Origin of the sequence: Pontibacter rufus, from assembly GCF_015694705.1 — a bacterium.
Lineage (GTDB): Bacteria > Bacteroidota > Bacteroidia > Cytophagales > Hymenobacteraceae > Pontibacter > Pontibacter rufus.
This window is the reverse complement of record NZ_JADQDR010000009.1, coordinates 187,172-208,381: the sequence shown is the minus strand read 5'-3', so window position 1 is coordinate 208,381 and position 21,210 is coordinate 187,172. Positions and strand designations below refer to the sequence as shown.

At 49.9% G+C, this 21,210-nt stretch carries 18 protein-coding genes; 7 read left to right on the top strand and 11 right to left on the bottom strand.

Annotated elements, in window-relative coordinates:
* Window positions 1-140: 140 nt before the first annotated feature.
* From I2I11_RS15975 to rsmA, 3 genes are all read right to left on the bottom strand, one after another.
* Window positions 141-1,106: an NAD(P)-dependent oxidoreductase gene (locus I2I11_RS15975; RefSeq protein ID WP_370582983.1), complete on the bottom strand. Its 966-nt coding sequence runs from the start codon at window positions 1,104-1,106 to the stop codon at window positions 141-143.
* A 229-nt stretch (window positions 1,107-1,335) separates the two neighbouring features.
* Window positions 1,336-2,688 (bottom strand): magnesium transporter, encoded by a 1,353-nt coding sequence (gene mgtE, locus I2I11_RS15970; RefSeq protein WP_196268730.1) that lies wholly within the window; start codon window positions 2,686-2,688, stop codon window positions 1,336-1,338.
* Window position 2,689: 1 nt separating this feature from the next.
* A complete protein-coding gene (rsmA, locus tag I2I11_RS15965; RefSeq protein WP_196268729.1) occupies window positions 2,690-3,475 on the bottom strand; it encodes a 16S rRNA (adenine(1518)-N(6)/adenine(1519)-N(6))-dimethyltransferase RsmA in 786 nt (261 codons plus the stop codon).
* A gap of 155 nt (window positions 3,476-3,630) precedes the next feature.
* Between rsmA and I2I11_RS15960 the strand changes: the two genes are divergently transcribed.
* From I2I11_RS15960 to I2I11_RS15935, 6 genes are all read left to right on the top strand, one after another.
* A complete protein-coding gene (locus I2I11_RS15960; RefSeq protein WP_196268728.1) occupies window positions 3,631-5,067 on the top strand; it encodes a leucyl aminopeptidase family protein in 1,437 nt (478 codons plus the stop codon).
* A 1-nt stretch (window position 5,068) separates the two neighbouring features.
* Entirely contained in the window at window positions 5,069-6,076 is a 1,008-nt protein-coding gene (gene pdxA, locus I2I11_RS15955) for a 4-hydroxythreonine-4-phosphate dehydrogenase PdxA (RefSeq protein ID WP_196268727.1), read from the top strand.
* 80 nt (window positions 6,077-6,156) lie between these two features.
* On the top strand, window positions 6,157-6,705 hold the full coding sequence (locus tag I2I11_RS15950; protein ID WP_196268726.1) for a YceD family protein: 549 nt from the start codon (window positions 6,157-6,159) through the stop codon (window positions 6,703-6,705).
* 44 nt (window positions 6,706-6,749) lie between these two features.
* Window positions 6,750-6,947: a 50S ribosomal protein L32 gene (rpmF, locus tag I2I11_RS15945; protein WP_196268725.1), complete on the top strand. Its 198-nt coding sequence runs from the start codon at window positions 6,750-6,752 to the stop codon at window positions 6,945-6,947.
* A 53-nt stretch (window positions 6,948-7,000) separates the two neighbouring features.
* Complete coding sequence (plsX, locus tag I2I11_RS15940) at window positions 7,001-7,942, top strand: phosphate acyltransferase PlsX (protein WP_196268724.1); 942 nt, start codon at window positions 7,001-7,003, stop codon at window positions 7,940-7,942.
* Between the two features lie 131 nt (window positions 7,943-8,073).
* Complete coding sequence (locus I2I11_RS15935) at window positions 8,074-9,072, top strand: beta-ketoacyl-ACP synthase III (RefSeq protein WP_196268723.1); 999 nt, start codon at window positions 8,074-8,076, stop codon at window positions 9,070-9,072.
* A gap of 485 nt (window positions 9,073-9,557) precedes the next feature.
* Here the strand turns inward: I2I11_RS15935 and rplT are convergent, their stop codons facing one another.
* The 8 genes from rplT to I2I11_RS15895 form a co-directional block, all read right to left on the bottom strand.
* Window positions 9,558-9,902, bottom strand: a complete 345-nt coding sequence (rplT, locus tag I2I11_RS15930) for a 50S ribosomal protein L20 (protein ID WP_196268722.1) — start codon at window positions 9,900-9,902, stop codon at window positions 9,558-9,560.
* Between the two features lie 88 nt (window positions 9,903-9,990).
* Complete coding sequence (gene rpmI, locus I2I11_RS15925; RefSeq protein WP_196268721.1) at window positions 9,991-10,185, bottom strand: 50S ribosomal protein L35; 195 nt, start codon at window positions 10,183-10,185, stop codon at window positions 9,991-9,993.
* Between the two features lie 23 nt (window positions 10,186-10,208).
* Window positions 10,209-10,733, bottom strand: a complete 525-nt coding sequence (gene infC, locus I2I11_RS15920) for a translation initiation factor IF-3 (RefSeq protein WP_196268720.1) — start codon at window positions 10,731-10,733, stop codon at window positions 10,209-10,211.
* A gap of 121 nt (window positions 10,734-10,854) precedes the next feature.
* Window positions 10,855-12,792, bottom strand: a complete 1,938-nt coding sequence (gene thrS, locus I2I11_RS15915) for a threonine--tRNA ligase (protein ID WP_196268719.1) — start codon at window positions 12,790-12,792, stop codon at window positions 10,855-10,857.
* Window positions 12,793-12,805: 13 nt separating this feature from the next.
* Complete coding sequence (locus I2I11_RS15910; protein WP_196268718.1) at window positions 12,806-13,876, bottom strand: tetratricopeptide repeat protein; 1,071 nt, start codon at window positions 13,874-13,876, stop codon at window positions 12,806-12,808.
* 198 nt (window positions 13,877-14,074) lie between these two features.
* On the bottom strand, window positions 14,075-14,797 hold the full coding sequence (locus I2I11_RS15905; RefSeq protein ID WP_230680344.1) for a tetratricopeptide repeat protein: 723 nt from the start codon (window positions 14,795-14,797) through the stop codon (window positions 14,075-14,077).
* 128 nt (window positions 14,798-14,925) lie between these two features.
* Window positions 14,926-17,676 (bottom strand): DNA gyrase/topoisomerase IV subunit A, encoded by a 2,751-nt coding sequence (locus I2I11_RS15900; protein ID WP_196268716.1) that lies wholly within the window; start codon window positions 17,674-17,676, stop codon window positions 14,926-14,928.
* Complete coding sequence (locus I2I11_RS15895; protein WP_196268715.1) at window positions 17,669-19,531, bottom strand: DNA topoisomerase IV subunit B; 1,863 nt, start codon at window positions 19,529-19,531, stop codon at window positions 17,669-17,671. Before I2I11_RS15895 ends, I2I11_RS15900 begins: the two co-directional genes overlap by 8 nt.
* Before the next feature lie 516 nt (window positions 19,532-20,047).
* Here I2I11_RS15895 and I2I11_RS15890 point away from each other — a divergent pair.
* Window positions 20,048-21,184 (top strand): AI-2E family transporter, encoded by a 1,137-nt coding sequence (locus I2I11_RS15890; RefSeq protein WP_196268714.1) that lies wholly within the window; start codon window positions 20,048-20,050, stop codon window positions 21,182-21,184.
* Window positions 21,185-21,210 lie beyond the last annotated feature (26 nt).

Genomic DNA, 21,210 nt, shown 5'->3' with positions numbered 1-21,210 from the left:
GGTTGTTCCTGTTAAAGCAAAGATACAAATTTTTATGAACAAGTCCAGCAGGCCCGTTTAATTTAAATCAGTACGTTTTGCCGGCTGTTTATGCTCCGCAGTGTATTACCGGAACTTGCCTGGCGTTCTTCTCATTCGGGCTAAAGATGCAGCAATTGCCGGATTTTGGACACCAGCACCTCGTTTATCCTGATATACGATTCGTGGGTCCAGCCGGCAATGTGGGGCGTCAGCAGCACGTTGCCGGCCGAGGCCAGGTAACTAAACTGCGCCTGCTGCTGTGCTGACAATGTGTGCAGCTTTTCGTTTTCCAGCACATCCAGTGCGGCACCCTTTATCCGTCCGTTTTGCAGGTGCTGTATCAGCGCCGCCTGATCCACCACATCGCCGCGCGATGTATTCAGAAACCAGATAGGTTTATTAAACCCTTTAAAGAAGTTTTCACCGGCAAACCCAAGGTTTTCAAATATGTACGGAATATGCAGGCTTACCACATCTGCCTCTGCCTGCAACTCCTCCAATGACACGCGTTCCGCCGGCGCTGTTACTTTTTCAGGGGCAAAGCGGTCATAGGCCAGTATCCGGCAGCCAAAGCCACTCAGCACGCGGGCAAAGCTCTGGCCCATGTTGCCGAAACCGATAATGCCTATAGTTTTGCCGCCGATTTCCTCCCCCCTGTTCTCCTCCCGCAGCCATACTTTGTTTTGCACCTGCCGGTCGCTGCGCGGAATGTTGCGCAGCAGCGCCAGCAGCAGCCCAAGTGTAAACTCCCCAACAGCCTGACTGTTTCCCTCATTAGCGGCCAGCAAAGCAATGCCACGTGCCTGCAGGGCGGGCGCATCAATGTTATCTACGCCCGCGCCCGCCCTGGCTACAAACTGCAGCCGCCCGGCCAGTTCCAGCGTTTCGGCTACAATACGCATTTTGCTGCGCACTATCAGTCCATCAAAGTCCTGCAGCGCCTCGCGTACTTCTGCCGGTTTTATATCCGGCCGGTAATCTGCCGTTACACCTATACTTTCAAGCATCGGAAAAAGGCTGGGATGCATTTCATCGATAATGAGGATGCGCGCCTGTGGCGTTCTGAATTCTGGGTTCTGATTCACGGATAATCTATATTTTGCTACTGGATGTCAGAAAGAGCGTAATACTATACTTTGCCTCAACTAAGTATAAAGACAAAGGAAAGTATGCTAAAGGTAGAAAGACGCAAAGTAAAAATCATCCTCTAAATCACTCTGCTATACTTGCCTCTCACTTTATACTTATACTTAGTTTTGCCTAAATACTGGTAATCCAGTTGATTAGGAAAATTAATTCGTAATTCGTAATTCTTTATAAATTATACAGCAAATGCGCCACACTGAAATAGATGGCCAGCCCCAGCAGGTCGTTGGCAGTGGTGATAAAGGGACCAGCAGCCACGGCTGGGTTTACACCAAACCTGTCGAGTACCATCGGCGTAATGGTGCCCATCAGCGAGGCCAGCATCACCACCGAAAACAAGGCCGCCGAAACCACTATAGACAGCGTGAGCTCATGGCGAAACAGGTACGTAAGCGCAAATACCAGCACCGAAATAATAACCGCATTCAGCAGCGCCACTGTCAATACTTTAAACATACGCTGGGCGAAATTCTCGAATACCACTTCGTTAGAGGAAAGTGTCTGGATGATGATGGAGGAAGACTGTATGCCCACGTTGCCGCCTGTGGCCGTAATAAGCGGCACAAACAGGGCCACCGCCGGCAACAGCGCAATATCGTCCTCAAAGAAGCCCATGAACTGGGCGGCCAAAAGTCCGCCTATCATACCAATAATCAGCCAGGGCAGGCGTGAGCGCGAAATACGGAACACGCTGTCGTCTTCTTCCACTTTTTCGGTGATACCCGTCATCAGCTGACGGCTCAGTTCGGCCTGCTCCTGCATTACGTCTACCACGTCGTCGATGGTGATGCGGCCCAATAGGCGGCCCTGGATATTCACGACAGGGATAGCTTCCAAATCATACTTCTGCATTACGCTCACCACCTCACTTTCATCCCGGAAAGATTCTATTGAAATCACATCAGGATTGTAAATATCTCTCACCAGCGTGTCGTCTTTGGCCAGCAGCAGCGTTTTCACACTCACACGGCCTACCAGCACATCGCGGTTATCCACCACATACACCGTGTAGATGCGCTGCACGTCTTCTGCCTGCCGCCTGATTTCTTCGATACATTGGCGCACACGCCAGTTAAGGTTTACTTTGATGAGTTCTTTGGCCATCAGGCCGCCGGCGCAGTCTTCTTCATAATGCAGCAGGTCAAGTATGGCAGCAGCTTTCTCTTCGTTTTCCAGCAGCGCAATCACTTCTTCGCGCCTTTGCACCGACTGCTCATTCAGGATGTCAACGGCATCATCAGAGTCCATCAAATCTATGTAGCGGGCAATTTCCTGGCTGGTGAACGTTTGCAGAAAGCCGGCTCGGATGTCGTAATCCAGGTCAGACAGTATCTGTGCGCCTACTTCCGCGGGCAGCAAATCCATCACATACTTCGATTCCTGCTCATCCAGCTCATAAAGCACCGTAGTAATATCGGCCGGGTACAGGTCGTCCATCGTGCCAAGTATAAATGCCTCATCCCGACGCGCAATAGCATCCTCAACCTGCTCTACATACTCGCGTGTGATTTCTACCTGCATGTTATACTTGTAAGTTCTGCGCTACCAGCTGCGTTAAGCCTACAAAATCAGCTACAGACAGCTGCTCGGCGCGTTTATCAAAGATGGGCTGTGCCTGTACTTCGGGTGGCAGATGATACGTTTTAAGGCAGTTGCGCAGCGTTTTGCGGCGCGTGCCGAAGCTCTGCTTTACCACCTGGAAGAAAAGTTTTTCATCGCATGCCAGCTGCTCCACCCCGTTACGCACCAAACTGATAACCGCTGACTGCACCTTCGGCTTCGGGTGAAACACGTGCTCGCTTACCGAGAATTTATAATCGATGGTATAAAATGCCTGCAGCAGCACGCTCAGGATGCCGTAGGTTTTAGAGCCGGGAGGCGCTGCAATGCGTTCAGCCACCTCCTTCTGCAGCATACAGACTACCTCGGTTACCACCTGGCGCTGCTCCAGCACTTTAAAAAATATCTGGCTGGAAATGTTGTAAGGAAAGTTGCCGATGATGGCAAATGGGCCCGGAAAGAGTTTGCTTAAGTCTGTTTTCAGGAAGTCGGCGGAGATGATGCGGTCGCCGAGCTGCGGGAAGTGCTCTTTTAGGTAGGCGATAGATTCGCGGTCGATGTCGATGACGGTGGTGCGGTATTCCGGGTGCTGCAGGAGGTACTGCGTGAGCACGCCCATGCCGGGGCCAATCTCCAGCACATCCTGCACACCCCGGTGCAGCGTCAGTTGCGCCACAATCCTCACGGCAATGTTCTGGTCGACCAGGAAATGCTGGCCTAAATGCTTCTTCGGGCTTACTTTACTCACGATTTGCTTTTATAATTTACGCCTGCCTCAAACTTTTCGGTTTAAAGCCGTTATACTTAATGTTTACGCCGGTTCCGGGAAATGTACCAGCCCGGCGGATTTTCTCATTACGTTTTATACTTACTATATTGCAGCACCAAAGATACAAACGACAAATGCCAACACAACTCAAATACAATACAAGCATAGCGAAAAATACTGACCTTGCCTTAATTGTGCCGCCAAACCGGGTAGCACAACTGCCCGAACTACAGCCTGAGGAAGCAGAGTATGTACAACAGCAGATACAGCAGGAAGACAGGCAAATCACGCTGAACCGCTATACGCAACGCATTTATATAATTGTAATGCTGGAGGCTACAACGGAAGCTGCCCGCCATGAAACACTGCGCCAGGCAGGCTATACTTTACTCAAACAGCTGCGCACCGACAAGGTAGCAGAGCTAACTATACTTAATAAAACCGACTCTGACGCAAGTTTATACTTAGCCGAAGGTTTATACCTGAGCAATTACCAGTATCAGAAACATAAAACAAAGGACGCCAAACCCAGCCCGTTGCAAAGTATAACTATAGCGGATGAAGGTATAAGCGAAGAGGAAGTACAGGAACTGGCAAATCTGCTGGAGGCTGTGTATAAAACACGCGACCTGGTGAATGAGCCACACAGCCACCAGACGGCTGTGCAGCTAAGCGAGGAATTTGTGGCACTGGGCCACGAGGCAGGTTTTAAAGCCGAAGTGCTGGACGAGCTCCAGATCCAAACGCTGAAAATGGGCGGCCTGCTGGCCGTGAACCAAGGCTCGGAAGACACGCCCACGTTTACCATTATGGAGTGGAAGCCTGAAAACGCACAAAATGCCAAACCCTATGTGCTGGTGGGCAAAGGCGTGGTGTACGATACCGGCGGCCTGAGCCTGAAACCGACGCCGCAATCTATGGACTACATGAAGTCGGATATGGCTGGCGCGGCGGCTGTGGCCGGCGCGCTGTATGCGGTAGCAAAAAACAAACTGCCGCTGCACGTTATCGGACTGGTGCCTGCTACTGACAATCGCCCGGGCGGCAACGCCGTAGCACCCGGTGATGTGATTACAATGCACAACGGCATGACCGTAGAGGTATTAAACACAGATGCCGAAGGCAGGCTTATACTTGCCGATGCACTCAGCTTTGCACAAAAGTATAACCCGGAGCTGGTATTTGATTTAGCCACTTTAACCGGTGCCGCCATGCGCGCCGTGGGTAAGGAAGGTATGGTGGCCATGGGCACTGCCGGCGATGAAGTGATGCAGCAACTCAAAGAATCAGGCAATGCGGTGCATGAACGTCTGGTAGAGTTTCCGCTCTGGGACGAGTATAAAAAGTATATGGAATCTGATATCGCCGATTTAAAGAATATTGGCGGAGCGGATGCAGGCGCCATCACGGCGGGTATTTTCCTGCAGCACTTCACCAATTACCCATGGGTGCACCTCGACATTGCGGGCACTGCTTACCTGCATGGCGAAGACACTTACCGTGGCAAACTGGCTACCGGCTCCGGTGTTCGCCTGGTGTATACTTTCCTCCGCTCTAAGATTAACAAGTAAAATGGATAACAAACAACGCATACGCTTAGGCATCAGCATCGGCGACACCAACGGCATCGGGCCGGAAATCGTCATCAAAACATTGTCCGACCAACGCATCCTCAACTTTTGCACGCCGGTTATTTATGCTTCGGCCGCCATACTTGACAGAGTGCGCAAAAGCCTGAATGCAGAGCATTTTCATTACCAGCAGGTGGATTCAGCCGGTGCGCTGACGCATAAAAAAGTAAACCTGATTAACTGCCTGGAGGCGGAACCGGCGTATGAGCCGGGTACGCCAACGCCCGCATCCGGCAAAGCGTCACTCGATTCGTTGTTGGCTGCCTCCCGCGATTTAAAAGCAGGCTTGCTGGATGGCATTGTTACCGCTCCCATCAATAAAGATAACATACAGGCAGAGGATTTCCGGTTTCCGGGCCACACCGAGTTCCTGACTTCCTACTTTGATGCCGCCGACAGCCTGATGCTGCTGGTGAGCGGCGATTTGCGCGTAGCCACAGTTACGGGGCATATCCCGGTAAAAGATGTACCGGATAAGCTGACGGAGCAGTTGCTGATACGCAAAATCACCATCCTGCTGGAGTCGCTGCGCAAAGACTTTGGCATACTGAAACCGCGCATTGCGGTGCTGGGCCTGAATCCGCATGCCGGCGAAAAAGGCCTGCTTGGCAGCGAGGAGACAGAAATTATCCGTCCCACCATCGTACAAATGAAAGAGCGCGGACACCTGGTGTTTGGCCCTTATCCGGCGGACGGCTTTTTCGGGATGCAGCAGTACAAGCAGGTAGATGCCGTTCTGTCGATGTACCACGACCAGGGGCTGATTCCGTTTAAAACGCTGGCCATGGAAAGCGGCGTGAATTTTACCGCCGGTCTGCCGGTGGTGCGCACCTCCCCCGACCACGGCACGGCTTACGACATTGCAGGCAGGTACATAGCCGACCCAACCTCTTTCCGGGAAGCCCTGTTCCTGGCCTGTGATATCCTAAAAAAACGCCAGACAGCTTAAATACCGCCGTTTTAATAGGCAAAATGTTTTATTTCTCAGAATTATGTTCTAATTTTGCGTCTTGCAATAAAAAGTCGGTGGTGAAGAAGATAAGAGACTATGAAATCGGCATTGCCAAACTCAGCAACAAGACACATACCTTTGTGTTTGAGCTGGATGATGCTTTCTTCGAGCTCTTTGGCAGAGAGCTTATACTGGGCGGCAAATTAACAGCCAACGTAACACTGGATAAGACAGAAACGCTGCTTACCTTTTACGTTGACATTAAAGGCCACGTGCGCCTTACGTGCGACCGCAGCCTGGAGGAATTTGACCAGCCGGTGGGCGTGCACGAAGTCTTCAGGATTAAGTTCGGTCCGGACAATGCAGAGCTGGACGACGACCTGTGGCAGATTACAACCGGAACGCAGTCCGTTAACATGGCGCAGCACCTGTACGATTATATCGGTTTGTCGCTGCCAATGAAAAAACTGCACCCGCGCTTTGCAGCTGAAATGGATGAGGATGACGACAGCGATATTCTTATTTATTCATCCAGGCAGCAGGGCAATGAAACGGAAGATGGAGATGACAGCGATGACGAGGATGATACCGACCCGCGCTGGAACGCCCTCCGGAACCTTAATTAGTTTTTTAGAAGTATAAAAGTATAAACACAAGCAAATAAATAAAAATGGCACATCCTAAACGTAAGATCTCCAAGACCAGAAGAGATAAAAGAAGAACACACCAGAAACTTTCTGAAAAAGCCATTGCCATTTGCCCTACCACAGACACACCGCACCTGTACCATCATGCGTATGTGGTAGAAGGAGATTTGTTCCACAAGGGCAAGCTGGCTATTAAAAATTATACAACTAACGCCCAGTAAGCACCAGCCTGCGCTCATTTTTAGTTCTGTATAATTTTTAAACTACCCTGTAAATGAGGATCGCCTTAGATGCTATGGGCGGCGATTTTGCACCTGAGGCAGTTATCAAAGGTGCATTGTTGGCTGCTCAGCAGCTTAACGAAGATGACGAAATTCTGCTCATCGGCAAGGAAGACGTTATCAGGCCGCTGCTAGAGGAATACGGATACACCGGTACCGGCATAAAAGTATACCATGCCAGCCAGGTAATTGAAATGGGCGAGCACCCCACTAAAGCGCTCACGCAGAAAACCGATTCCAGCATTGCCGTTGGATATGGCTTACTCAAAGCCGGACAAGCAGATGCTTTCTGCAGCGCAGGCAATACCGGCGCCATGTTAGTGGGGGCCATGTTCAGCGTGAAAGCGATTGAAGGTATACTCAGGCCATCTATTGGCGGTTTAGTTCCAAAGCTCAAAGGCGGCTACGGTATTATGCTGGACGTGGGCGCCAATGCGGAATGTAAACCAGAGGTACTGGAACAGTTTGGAGAGATGGGTTCCATTTACGCCAGGTATGTACTGGAAATTGAACGTCCCAAAGTAGGCCTGATGAACCTGGGTGAGGAAGAAGGCAAGGGCACTGCCAACACACAGGCCGCCTACCAACGCCTCAAGGCCAACAGCAGCATCAACTTTATCGGCAACATCGAAGGGCGCGACCTGTTTAACGACAGAGCCGATGTAATTGTGTGCGATGGCTATACAGGAAATATCATCCTGAAAATGGCCGAATCGCTCTACGATATCCTCAACGAGAAAAACATCCACGACCCTTTCTTTGATGAGTTTAATTATGAAGCCATAGGTGGCAGCCCGATTCTGGGCATCAACGGAATTGCCATTATCGGGCATGGTGTCTCCTCTCCGCTGGCTATCTGCAACATGGTGCTGCAGGCCCAGAAAATGGTTGCCTCGGATATTTCACGCCGGTTCAGAGAGAACTATAGTGTCTGAACATCCGGCCCTGCTAAAGAAATTATACCTGGTATAACCTGCAACAGCAATTCTTTTATAGAGCCTGGCAGGTTATGCCAGGTTTTTTTTCTTAAATTGCCCCTCTTAAATCATTTAACAGAAAGACTAATATGAGTAAAATTACTGCCGCCATAACCGGTGTGAGTGGCTATGTTCCGGAATACGTTATGACGAATAAGGAACTGGAGACGATGGTAGAAACCAACGACGAATGGATTACCTCTCGTACCGGCATTAAGGAAAGGCGTATCCTGAAGGGAGAAAACCTGGGTACTTCACACATTGCGGTTCCGGCAGTAAAAGAGCTCCTGAAAAAAACCAACACCAATCCTGAAGAGATAGAGCTGCTGATTTGTGCCACCACCACACCCGACATGGTGTTTCCGGCTACTGCTAATCTCATTACAGCTGAGGTTGGAGCTGTTAATGCTTTCGGCTACGACATACAGGCCGCCTGCTCCGGCTTCTTGTATGCGCTGGCCACAGGCGCTAAGTTTATAGAATCAGGGCAGTATAAAAAAGTAATTGTTGTCGGTGCTGATAAAATGTCGGCCATCGTGGATTATACCGATCGCACAACCTGCATTATATTTGGCGACGGTGGCGGCGCCGTGCTGCTGGAACCAAATACAGAAGGCTATGGTGTACTGGACCAGGTGTTGAAATCGGACGGAACAGGTGCACAGTTTCTGCACATGAAAGCCGGCGGCAGCCGCAGGCCTGCCACTATCGAAACTGTGCAGGCACGCGAGCATTATGCTTACCAGGAAGGCCAGCAGGTATTTAAGTTTGCCGTGAAAGGGATGGCCGATGTATCCGCAGAAGTGATGGAGCGCAACAACCTGACGGCAGATGATGTAGCCTGGCTGGTGCCACACCAGGCGAACAAACGTATTATTGAGGCTACCGCCAACCGTATGGGCGTCAGCAACGACAAGGTGATGCTCAACATACATAAGTATGGCAACACCACCAGCGGCACCATTCCGCTGTGCCTGTGGGAGTATGAAAGCCAACTGAAGAAAGGAGACAACCTGGTATTAGCTGCCTTTGGAGGGGGCTTTACCTGGGGCGCTATTTACCTGAAGTGGGCTTATGATCCGAAGTAAAAGACACTTTTTATAAATATAAAAGCGGCCTGAAGCCGCTTTTTTTGTGGTTTAAACACTCATTCGTAGGGACAGGTCGCAACCTGTCCCTTTCCCGATCAATTGCAGCTTATCAAATCGTTCTCCCCCAAAAGTTCAACCTTCGCTCCGGCTGTCGCAAGTTTAGCATAGCGTAACTTGCGACGAATGATGCTGCAGGTTTATAACTTGCTTTCTGCGACGGCAGAAAAGTATAATTTTGCAGAATTATACTTCAATCCGTTTCAGACAGTGTATGGACGCCGCAACACTTGCTTCTGCAAAGCAAAGAAGTTGAAAACTTCTGCCATGAATAATCGACAGCAATGCCAGAACAATTGCCAAACCTGGACTTGCAAAATCCGAAACAGATTATGCTCAGCAATTATTCTGCCTGGAAAGCGCTCTAAGACACAAAAAGGCCCGGCATTAGCCGGGCCTTTCTGTTGTTTATATGTGCAGGAAAATTACTTCACTTTTTCTACAATGCTTTTGAAAGCCTCCGAATGGTTCATGGCCAAATCAGCAAGCACTTTGCGGTTCAGGTTGATGTCGGCCTTCTTGAGAGCGCCCATCAGCTGAGAGTAAGAGATGCCGTGCTCGCGGGCACCGGCGTTGATGCGCTGAATCCAGAGTGATCTGAAGTCTCTCTTCTTAACTTTTCTATCGCGATAGGCATATACTAAGCCTTTTTCTATCGCGTTTTTCGCAACGGTCCAAACGTTCTTGCGACGGCCAAAGTAACCTTTGGCCATTTTCATCATTTTTTTTCTTCTGTGTCGTGCGGCAACGACATTTACCGATCTTGGCATTTCTTTAAAGTTTTAGCGGCTGGCGATTTTGTAAATCTTAAAGCCAGACACTGGGTTCGTACTAATAATTAACCTCTAATTTGTGTAATTAGATTTGAAGCATCAGCTTCACTCTGTTTGTATCAGCTGAGCTAACAAGGCCGATGTGCGTCAGGTTACGCTTCTGTTTGGTGGTTTTCTTGGTCAGGATGTGGCTCTTATAAGCGTGCTTGCGCTTAATTTTGCCGGTACCTGTCAAAGAAAAACGCTTCTTTGCACCAGATTTGGTTTTAACTTTTGGCATGGTATATAATTGATTAAAATAAATTACTTTTTCACCGGTGCGGCTGCTTTCGGAGACAGGATCAGGAACATTCGTTTTCCTTCCAGCTTCGGCAGCTGCTCTACCTTGGCTACGTCTTCCAGGGCCTGCGCAAACTTAAGCAACAGGATTTCGCCACGCTCCTTAAACACAATGCTTCTGCCCACAAAGTGCACATAAGACTTTATCTTAAAGCCACTCTCCAGGAAAGCCTTAGCATGCTTCAGCTTAAACTCAAAATCGTGATCATCGGTATTCGGGCCGAAGCGGATCTCCTTGATAACGACTTTCTGAGCTTTCGCCTTCATCTCGCGCGTCTTCTTCTTCTGCTCATACTTGAATTTTGAGTAGTCGATGATGCGGCAAACCGGCGGATTAGCTGTAGGCGAAATCTCAACCAGGTCAAGGTTTTGCTCATTGGCCATTTGCTGGGCTGCCCTGTACGGGTACACTCCCTGCTCTACATTGTCACCAACCAGCCTTACTTCCCGGGCCGTTATCTTATCATTGACTTTGTATGGCTCCTCCACTTTTCCGCGTGGGATATAGCGCCTGTTTTGCGTAGCTATAGTTGTATCTCCTTAAATTAACGTTTATTACATTCAGGTTGCGAATTTCGCAAATAATCTACTGATATAAAAATATCCTGGGCTAATTGTTCAGTATCTCTGCAATTTTCTGGTTGAACATGCCGATAAATTCGTCTACGGTCATACTTCCCAGGTCGCCCTCGCCGTGCCTGCGCACCGATACAGAGTTGGTTTCCTGCTCCTTCTCTCCTACAATCAGCATGTAAGATACTTTGCGCACTTCGGCATCGCGTATTTTGCGTCCGATTTTCTCATCCCGGTTGTCTACCGATCCACGGATATCCTGCTGTTGCAGGCGATCATTCACCTGCTGGGCATATTCCTGGTATTTCTCTGAGATAGGCAGTATGGCAAACTGCTCCGGACTCAGCCACAGCGGAAAGTTGCCGCCGCAGTGCTCGATCAGTACCGCCACAAAACGTTCCAGAGAGCCGAATGGTGCACGGTGAATCATTACAGGGCGGTGTTTCTGATTATCAGCGCCAATATATTCCAGATCGAACCGTTCCGGTAAGTTATAATCTACCTGTATGGTTCCGAGCTGCCATTTACGGCCCAGCGCGTCTTTTACCATAAAGTCGAGCTTCGGACCGTAAAACGCCGCCTCGCCCAATACGGTTACAGTACGCAGATCCTTCTCCTGAGTAGCCTCGATGATAGCTGTTTCGGCTTTTTCCCAGGCTTCGTCGCTGCCTATATATTTAGCTTTGTTTGCCGGGTCGCGCAACGAAATCTGAGCCGTATAATCTTCAAAGCCAAGCGCCCTGAACACATACAGCACCAGGTCAATCACCTTCAGAAATTCCTCTTTTACCTGATCCGGGCGGCAGAAGATATGGGCATCGTCCTGCGTAAAACCACGCACACGCGTTAAGCCGTGCAGCTCACCCGATTGTTCATAGCGGTACACGGTGCCAAACTCTGCCAGGCGTACCGGCAGCTCTTTGTAAGAACGCGGGCGTACTTTATATATCTCGCAGTGATGCGGACAGTTCATCGGCTTGAGGAAAAACTCCTCGCCCTCGTTAGGTGTTTTGATGGGCTGAAAAGAATCGGCGCCATACTTCTCGTAATGGCCGGAAGTAACGTAAAGATCCTTGCTTGCAATATGCGGCGTAACCACAGGCTGATAACCTAAGCGCATCTGTGCTTTGCGCATAAACTGCTCCAGGCGCTCGCGCAGCAACGTGCCTTTGGGCAACCAGAGCGGCAGGCCCATACCTACTTTTTCAGAAAAAGCAAACAGTTCCAGTTCCCTGCCCAGCTTGCGGTGGTCACGCTTTTTGGCTTCCTCCAGGCGCTCCAGGTGCTCTGTCAGTTCCTTTTGCTTCGGGAAAGTTACGCCGTAAATGCGTGTCAGCTGCTTGTTCTTTTCATCGCCACGCCAGTAGGCACCGGCCACGTTCATTATTTTAGCTGCTTTTATAACACCGGTGTTGGGGATGTGCGGGCCGCGGCAGAGGTCGGTGAAATTGCCCTGCTCATAAAAGGAGATGGTGCCGTCCGCCAGATCTTTGATCAGATCCAGTTTATACTCATCGCCTTTCTTCGTGAAATAATCAATGGCTTCGGCTTTGGAAACATCGCGGCGGGTAAATTCATTTTTGTTGCGGGCAAGCTCCAGCATTTTCTGCTCTACACGGGCAAAGTCCTCCTGCGAAAATTCCCGTCCGCCTAAGTCCACATCATAGTAAAAGCCGTTCTCTACGGGCGGGCCAATGCCAAATTTCACGCCGGGGTACAGTTCCTCCAATGCCTCGGCCAGCAGGTGTGCCGACGAGTGCCAGAAAACGTTTTTTCCTAAATCATCATTCCAGGTAAGCAGCTGCACCGCCGCATCTTCGTTGATGGGCCGCGAAAGGTCCATCACGGTATCGTTTACCTTAACAGCAAGTACATTTCTGGCGAGTCCTTCGCTTATACTTTGTGCAACCTCAAGGCCGGTTACGCCTGCTTCATACGGGCGCACAGAACCATCTGGCAGTGTGATATTGATCATGTATTTTAGTCCTTTATCTTATCTCTAATTCTTCTATAACTTCCGGCTTTCGCGGCTTCTGCAATTTATAGTTCAGCCGGGCAATGGCCTGGTAAGCATACGTATACCCGGGCTCTACCTGCAGCAGGCGCCGGTACGTGGCCAGAGCCTGTGCCGGCTGCCCGGTTCGCTCGTAACTGCCGGCCAGCGTTGCCAGGTATTTGGGCGAATCTTTATACTGTTTCTCTGCTTTCAGCAGATGGTTCAGCGCCCCTTCCCCATCGCCATTTGCATAAAGTTGCAAGCCAATAAAGTAATGCGCGCGCTGCAAGGTATCTATCGTTGCGACAGCCTGCAGAAAGTATTGCCGGGCACTGTCGGGCTTTTGTGCTGCCTGATACAGAAGCCCTTTATAGTATAGCAGCAGCGCATCATCAGGGTTCAGCTTTTCGGCGCGGCTCAGGTATGTTTCCGCACCCGCATAATCCTGCCGCGCCACCAGAATGCCGGCAAGTTCCCGCTGCGCTTCCATTAACTGCGGCATTTGCTCCAGTGCCAGTTTGTAGTTACGGATGGCTTTCGCGGTATCGCCGGTGGCGGCCAGCAGACGGCCCTTGTAATAATAGGCAAACTCGCTGGCCGGCGAAAGTTCCTGCGCTTTACTAATATATTCCAGCGCCTGCCTATACTTGTGCTGCTGCAGGTATAACTCTGCCAGCAATACATACAGCGAGGCGTTCTGGTAAGAATTACGTTCTGCCTGCAGCGCCAGCGGCAGGGCTTCCCTACTCTTCCCCATCGCCCGTAGTACCTGCGCTTTCACAAACAAAGCGGCTGGTTCGTTTCTGGTCAGCACCACGGCTTCATTTGCATCCTCCAGGGCCTTGTTTAATTCGCCTTTGCGCAAAAGTGCCACCGCACGCCGTGCATACAAACTGCCATCGCGGCCGGACTGCCGGATTGCGGCATTCAGGTTTGCCAGCTGCGCCTGCGGATTGTCCTGCACCTGCTGCAGGTTTACCATCTGCTCCCGCGCTCCTTCCTTCTGGCTGCACGCAGCCACCACAAGCGATAGCAACAACAGCAAACGGGAAAAACGCACCATATCCAACTATTTAATTTTGCTCAGATGCTTTACAGGTTCTGATTTATACTTTGCCCGAAGGCTATACTTTGTAATAAGCGCTAAATTAAGAAACTTTGACTGAATAGAAACAACGGGCATGCGCCGAATGCCGGTTATACCTGAAAACAAAAAGCCTGCCACCGGTAGGAAGCAGGCTTTTTGACAGATTTCTGAATATCACCCCGCGTATTCTTCGTCCAGCATAATTTTGCAGCGCCTGCTCAGTTCAAGTTCCTCCGTGGTTTCCAGGTTCACCAAAAGGGCTTTCCGGAGGGTACTCATGCAGGCGTTTTTATCTTTCATCTCTTTATACACACAAGCCAGATCATAGTAGTAACGGATGTTGCCCGGGTTATACCTGATGGCTTGGCTGAGGGCATTCACCGCATCCTGGTTCGTCACTTTCTCTTTTATGCCGCCAAATAAAAGTTTGGCTGCCGCCTGCTCTGCCAGGTTCAGGTTGGCCACCTTAAAGCACCAGCGGCCCAGTACATACCAGGCGCCATCGTGCTGGCTGTTAACTGCCAGCGCCTTGTCTATGTATGGCTTTATCTGGTAAATAGCTGCCAACCGCTGCCGCGGGCCTGTTACCATAGCGGTGCAGCCAAGCGAAAGTGCCATCACATAATTGGATTCAGCATCTTCCGGGTTTATAGTATATGCGTGCAGCGCAAGGGTTCTGGCTTTCTCAAAATGGCTGAGTTTGCTGCTTTCATCAGCAAAGCGGTCGCCGATGCGGCAATGCAGGTAACTGGCTTTGCAGAGTGCCTCGTAATTGTTTTCAGAGGCGCTCAGCACCTGCTCATACAGCGCCAGCGCTTCGGTATCTTTGTAAGCTGAAAGCAACTGACCGGCACGGTAAAGTAATTTCTCATAATCTGTGGTCGAGCCGTCTGCCATTAGGGCAGGTGCATGACCACAGATCATAAAAAATATCAATATTGCTTCACAAAGTCTTTTCATCACATCATTACGGGATACGTAACTTACAGCTTCTAAAGGACTTTTGCAAATTTCTCCGGCAAATACTAAAACAGGTTAAGTTGCTTTTTCTTCTTCAAAGTCACTTTTTCGCTGGCAGCGCTGCTATCTTCATCTACGTCATCCGGCACAGGATGTTGGGTACCGCTGGCCCGTGCCGCCTCCTGCGCCAATTGCTCCAACTCAGCAGGTAAGGCTGCCGGAGCCGCTTTCGGCTGGACAGGCTTTTTGGTTCTGGACTTTTCTGTTTCCGGTATTGCCACTTCCTGCTTCGGCACATCTACCTCCAGTATTTTATAATAGCTGAGTTTGTTGCCCATTGCTTTCCAGCCTTTCACGTCGATAAACTCGCTCAGCAGCAGCTTCTCGGTTTCCTTGTCGCTTTTGCGGTCGCGCTTAAATTTAATCTCTGCCAGCGGCTCCGGATGCGTAGACACCGCCTCCAGTCTGGAATTCTTGCTTTCAGAAATAAAGGTAAAGCGCTTGCCAAGCGTAGAGGTCTCTATCCTGAAGCGCTTCACAAAGTATACTTTATGCTCGCCTTCGTAATAAATAGCCGAAACTACCAGCTCCGGATCATACTTCTGCAGCACCTTTATCTTCTCCACAGTATAATGGTTGGCCAGGTCGAAGGAAGTCTGCTCATAACTACCGTCTTCATAAATCACCAGGATGGTATCATCCGTGTTAAAGGAGCCCAGGTAGCGGCCGCGGCCTTCGGTGTTCAGCCGGCCGATAACTTCGTCGTAGAAGATTTCACGCCCGCCCAGCGTAGAATCGCCGAGGCTTTTCTGCACCACTTTCTTCACCGGGTATTTGGTGATGATGTTCCCGTTAGAGCCTTTGCCCTTGATCATCAGCTCCGCGAAATCAAAATCGAAGGTTTTGTTGCGGGCAGCGGCAGCCGGGACCAGCGTAACGGTTACCACCTCCGACTCGGAGTTGGGGTTAGCGGTAAGGTAATGTACTTTAGAACCTTTGCTGCCTTTGGTTAAATCATACTCTTTCTCGCGGGTAATGGATTTCACAGAAAACCGCTTGGCATACGACACACCGGTTTTACCATCTGCATAGATCATGTTGTAGACCATGTGCTCATCGTTTTTGTTATAAACGCTCGCAAGTATAATGTCTTTGCCCACAAAGGTTTTTTCGGCCACTTTGGTTACCGTAAACTTGCCATCCTTGCGGAATACGATGATGTCGTCCATGTCAGAACAATCACATACAAATTCGTCTTTGCGCAGGCTTGTTCCGATAAAGCCGTCTTTGGCATTCATGTACAGCTTCTGGTTGGCGATGGCGACTTTCTGGGCCGTTATCACGTCAAAAGTTTTGATTTGCGTTTTGCGGTCGCGGCCCTGGCCATACTTCTTCAGCAGCCCTTCAAAGTATGAAATCGCGTAGCGGATCAGGTTGGCCAGGTGATCATCCACTTCGGCCATCTCCTCTTCCAGCCTGCGGATATACTCGTCGGCTTTAAAGGAATCATACTTAGAAATACGCTTGATTTTAATCTCTGTCAGGCGGATGATATCGTCCTGCGTTACTTCGCGGCGCAACAGCTTCTTAAAAGGATCCAGCCCTTTGTCGATGGCCTCCAGCACCGCCTCCCAGGTCTCGCACTCTTCGATGTCGCGGTAAATGCGATTCTCGATAAATATTTTCTCCAGCGATGCATAATGCCACTTATCCTCCAGTTCGGCCTTACGGATTTCCAGCTCACGCTTCAGCAGGTCTACTGTCTTAAAGGTGGAAATGCGCAACAATTCGTCCACATTCAAGAAGTGCGGCTTGTCGTCTATAATCACACAGGCGTTGGGCGAGATGGATACTTCGCAGTCTGTGAAGGCATAAAGCGCATCCATTGTCAGGTCAGGCGACACACCGGAAGGCAGGTGCACCTGAATCTCCACGTCAGCCGCCGTGTTATCGACTACTTTCTTGATCTTGATCTTGTTGTTTTCACTCGCCTTCACGATGGATTCCATGAGGCCCGTTGTGGTGGTACCGTAGGGAACGTCGCGGATAATGAGCATGGTTTTATCCACTTTCTCAATGGTAGCGCGCACCCGGATTCTGCTACCGCGCAAGCCGCCGTTATAGTTGGTTACGTCTACCTGGCCACCTGTTGGGAAGTCAGGCAGCAGCGTGGTTTTGCGCCCTTTCAGCACATCAATAGAGCCTTTTAGCAGCTCCTTAAAGTTGTGCGGCATCACTTTGGTAGACAAACCCACGGCAATACCTTCCACGCCCTGCGCCAGCAACAGCGGAAATTTCACCGGCAGGGTCACCGGCTCGTTCTTGCGCCCGTCGTAGCTCAGCTGCCATTGCGTTGTCTGCGGGTTGAAGACCACATCAAGGGCAAATTTGGAGAGACGCGCCTCAATATACCGCGCAGCGGCCGCACTGTCGCCGGTGCGCACGTCGCCCCAGTTACCCTGCGTTTCTATCAGCAAATCCTTCTGCCCGATATTCACCATCGCATCGCCAATAGACGCATCGCCGTGCGGGTGGTACTGCATGGTTTGCCCGATAACGTTGGCTACTTTGTTGAAGCGGCCATCGTCCATCTCCTTCATCGCGTGCAGGATGCGGCGCTGCACCGGTTTCAGGCCGTCCTCAATAGCGGGTACCGCACGCTCCAGAATTACATAAGAAGCATAATCGAGGAACCAGTTTTCGTACAGGCCAGCCACAGGGGTTACGTTATGGATTTTGGTTTCTCCTTCCGTAAACTCCATCGCCAGTTCGTCTTGTCCTTCTATTTCTTCGTTGTTTAATTCGTCGTTATGCATATACTTCCTCTACTATGTCTTTTTCAATTTTCAGATTATCGATAATGAAGTTCTGGCGCTCGGGTGTGTTTTTACCCATAAAATAGCCCAGCATCTTCTGTATCGTGGTGTCTTTGTGGAGGATTACCGGCTTTAGCTTGATGTTCTCGCCAATAAACTTACCAAATTCATCCGGCGAAATCTCGCCCAGCCCTTTAAATCGTGTTATTTCCGGCCGCTTGCCCAGTTTCTCAATAGCCTGCTGTTTCTCTGTTTCGTTGTAGCAGTAAATAGTGTCTTTTTTATTGCGTACCCTGAAAAGCGGCGTTTCGAGGATGTATACATGCCCGTTCTTCACCAGATCAGGGAAAAACTGTAGGAAAAACGTGAGCAGCAGCAAACGGATGTGCATGCCGTCCACGTCGGCATCGGTGGCGATTACGACGCGGTTGTAGCGCAGCCCGTCCAGGCCTTCTTCTATGTTTAATGCGTGCTGCAGCAGGTTAAATTCCTCGTTCTCATATACTACTTTCTTCTTCATGCCAAAGCAGTTGAGCGGCTTGCCACGCAAACTGAATACAGCCTCCACATCCACGTTGCGGGATTTGGTGATAGATCCGCTGGCCGAGTCACCCTCGGTAATAAAGAGCGTGGACAGCAATGATTTCTCGTCTTTGTCTTCGTTGAAATGCAGGCGGCAGTCGCGGAGCTTGCGGTTGTGCAAGTTGGCTTTTTTGGCGCGCTGGTTGGCCAGCTTTTTCACGCCCGCCATGTCCTTGCGCTCACGTTCGCTCTGCTCGATGCGCTTCTTCAGCGCCTCGGCTGTGGCAGGATTCATCCTCAGATAATTATCGAGGTGCTCCTTTATGAAGTCGTTAATGTAGGTATTCACGGCCGGTCCGTCTGGCCCCATGTCAATAGAGCCTAGCTTGGTCTTCGTCTGCGACTCAAATACGGGCTCCTGCACTCTAAGTGAAATCGCACCTATCACAGAACCACGGATATCTGTAGCATCGTAATCTTTCTTATAAAAGTCACGAAGCGTTTTCACCAATGCGGTACGGAAGGCCGTGAGATGGGTGCCGCCCATGGTGGTATACTGCCCGTTCACGAAGGAGTAATATTCCTCGCCATAGTCGTTGCCATGCGTTAAAGCTATTTCTATGTCCTCTCCTTTCAGGTGGATGATCGGGTAGCGCATACTTTCCTCATCGGCTTTGTTGCGCAGCAAATCCAACAGGCCGTTTTCGGAATAAAACTTCTTGCCGTTGAAATTGATGGTAAGCCCGGCATTGAGGTATACATAGTTCCAGATTTGGTTTTCCAGGTAATCGGGGTTGAACTGGAAGTTTTTGAAGATAGTCTCGTCCGGCACAAACACGGTCATAGTGCCATTGCGCTGATTCGATTCCTGCAGTTCAAAATCCTGTGTGAGCACGCCTTTCTCAAACTCAGCAGCTTTCATCTTCCCGTCGCGCACCGACTGGATGCGGAACTGGCCCGAAAGGGCGTTTACCGCCTTCGTTCCCACACCGTTCAGACCTACCGATTTCTGAAAGGCTTTGCTGTCGTACTTGCCGCCGGTGTTTATCTTGCTCACGCAATCGATGACCTTGCCCAGCGGAATGCCGCGGCCATAGTCGCGTACCTGCACTTTGTGATCGGATATTTTGATGTCAATGGTTTTGCCGAAGCCCATTACGTGCTCATCGATAGAGTTATCGATCACCTCCTTCACCAGGATATAAATACCGTCGTCGGGCGATGAGCCATCGCCAAGTTTACCGATGTACATACCCGGGCGCAGGCGGATGTGCTCGCGCGGCTCCAGGGAGCGAATACTGTCTTCGTTGTAATTGTGTGCTAACTCTGCCATGCTGTAAGCGTAAGTATGTTCGTTAGTAGAGGAATATCAATCAGAAGTATAGAATTACATAGTAGCAGCGAGGCACAAATTCAGCAAGGAGCGCCAGGCCTACCTGCAAAGAAAAGAAATTATTTTGCTAATTTTATTAGTTTAAATCTTTTTATACTTTGCTACTGTCCTTTACTTGTACAAATATAACTATAATTTGCGGCTTCAGGTTCATCTTAAACCAGTTTTTTCTGACCTTACGGGTACCTGTATAACTAATTTTTTTAGCAAAATAAAAGCTGAAATATTTTTTGTTCAGCTTTTTACAGTTTATGTACGGGCCGGCTTATTTGAACATCAGTTAATTCTTTATACCTGGCCTGCAAAGAAATGCTTTTAAATCAGCCGGTTCGTTCCTTTAGCTAAAACTACAGTTCTGTATTTTAAAATTGGTTTCTCAGGCTATCGGAAATCCCTGGCTGGTAAACAAAACAAGTTCAAATATGCGCGAAGCGCAATAAAGAAAACAAACATTCTATGGAAATAAAGTTACCCGCTTATTTAAAATTCACCATCATCCTGCTGGGCATCATCCTGTTGATTTACCTCCTGCAGATGTTTAAATCCATACTAGCCCCGCTGGCTTTCTCGTTGCTTTTTGCGCTGCTGCTGCTGCCGCTGTGCCGGCACATGGAGCAGTTGCGCATACCCCGGCCCCTGGCCATACTTGTCAGTATTATCCTGGTGATTGTGGTGCTGGGCCTGGTCGTCTGGTTTCTGTCGTCGCAGCTGATGAGCCTTACCACCGAGCTGGACAGCATTACGGGCAATGTTGGTGACCTGATTACGCGCGTGCAGGCTTTCCTGTACGAGAAGTTCGGCATTGTTCCCTCCAACAGAACAGAGCTTATCCAGAATATGGTAGGCAGCCTGCAGGATATTGCCACCAGCTTTCTGGGCAATACCATTTCCATGACAACAGGCGCCATAGCAGCGCTCACGATTGTACCGATTTTCGTTTTCTGCCTTTTATACTACCGCGATCACCTGGAGCAATTCCTGTTTAAATTCACGACCAAAGATCACCGCGGTGGCCTGCTGCAAACCATTGCCAGCATACAGCAGGTGGTGCAAAGTTATATTTCGGGGCTGATGATCGTGATTGTCATTGTATCGTTGCTCAACTCGGCAGGCCTGCTGCTATTGGGAGTGAAATACGCCATTTTCTTCGGCATTTTTGCCTCCATACTTACTATTATTCCTTACATTGGTATTATGATTGGCGCCCTGATGCCCGCCCTCTTTACCCTGGCTGCCAGCGGGCATATGGTGGATGCCCTGCTGGTAGTAGGTGTGTTTGCCTTTGTGCAGTTCCTGGAAGGAAATTTTATTACACCGCTGGTGGTAGGCTCAAAAGTAAGTATAAATCCCTTTGCCGCCATTGTCGCCTTGCTGGTCGGGGGCGAAATATGGGGCGCACCCGGTATGATCATTGCGCTTCCTTTTGTTGCTATGCTCAAAGTGATATTTGATGCCTACGAGCCCCTGGCGCCTTTCGGCTTTCTGCTGGCCGACGTGGATGATGTGAAACCCAAAAAGAAAGGAAAGGTACACCACTGGTTCGATGAAATATGGAACGGACTGGGCCGCGGCAAGAAAGATGTAACCAAGTAATACGAATCCTGTTTGCAAAACCTTGT

Bases quoted from the DNA above. Each gene is read 5' to 3' on its own strand.
- pdxA (WP_196268727.1), top strand. From the start codon at position 5,069: ATGGATAACAAACAACGCATACGCTTAGGCATCAGCATCGGCGACACC.
- rplT (WP_196268722.1), bottom strand. From the start codon at position 9,902: ATGCCAAGATCGGTAAATGTCGTTGCCGCACGACACAGAAGAAAAAAA.
- I2I11_RS15895 (WP_196268715.1), bottom strand. From the start codon at position 19,531: ATGGCAGAGTTAGCACACAATTACAACGAAGACAGTATTCGCTCCCTG.
- thrS (WP_196268719.1), bottom strand. From the start codon at position 12,792: ATGATCAATATCACACTGCCAGATGGTTCTGTGCGCCCGTATGAAGCA.
- I2I11_RS15890 (WP_196268714.1), top strand. From the start codon at position 20,048: ATGGAAATAAAGTTACCCGCTTATTTAAAATTCACCATCATCCTGCTG.
- I2I11_RS15900 (WP_196268716.1), bottom strand. From the start codon at position 17,676: ATGCATAACGACGAATTAAACAACGAAGAAATAGAAGGACAAGACGAA.
- I2I11_RS15905 (WP_230680344.1), bottom strand. From the start codon at position 14,797: ATGGCAGACGGCTCGACCACAGATTATGAGAAATTACTTTACCGTGCC.
- rpmF (WP_196268725.1), top strand. From the start codon at position 6,750: ATGGCACATCCTAAACGTAAGATCTCCAAGACCAGAAGAGATAAAAGA.
- I2I11_RS15935 (WP_196268723.1), top strand. From the start codon at position 8,074: ATGAGTAAAATTACTGCCGCCATAACCGGTGTGAGTGGCTATGTTCCG.
- I2I11_RS15960 (WP_196268728.1), top strand. From the start codon at position 3,631: ATGCCAACACAACTCAAATACAATACAAGCATAGCGAAAAATACTGAC.
- rpmI (WP_196268721.1), bottom strand. From the start codon at position 10,185: ATGCCAAAAGTTAAAACCAAATCTGGTGCAAAGAAGCGTTTTTCTTTG.
- mgtE (WP_196268730.1), bottom strand. From the start codon at position 2,688: ATGCAGGTAGAAATCACACGCGAGTATGTAGAGCAGGTTGAGGATGCT.
- I2I11_RS15910 (WP_196268718.1), bottom strand. From the start codon at position 13,876: ATGGTGCGTTTTTCCCGTTTGCTGTTGTTGCTATCGCTTGTGGTGGCT.
- plsX (WP_196268724.1), top strand. From the start codon at position 7,001: ATGAGGATCGCCTTAGATGCTATGGGCGGCGATTTTGCACCTGAGGCA.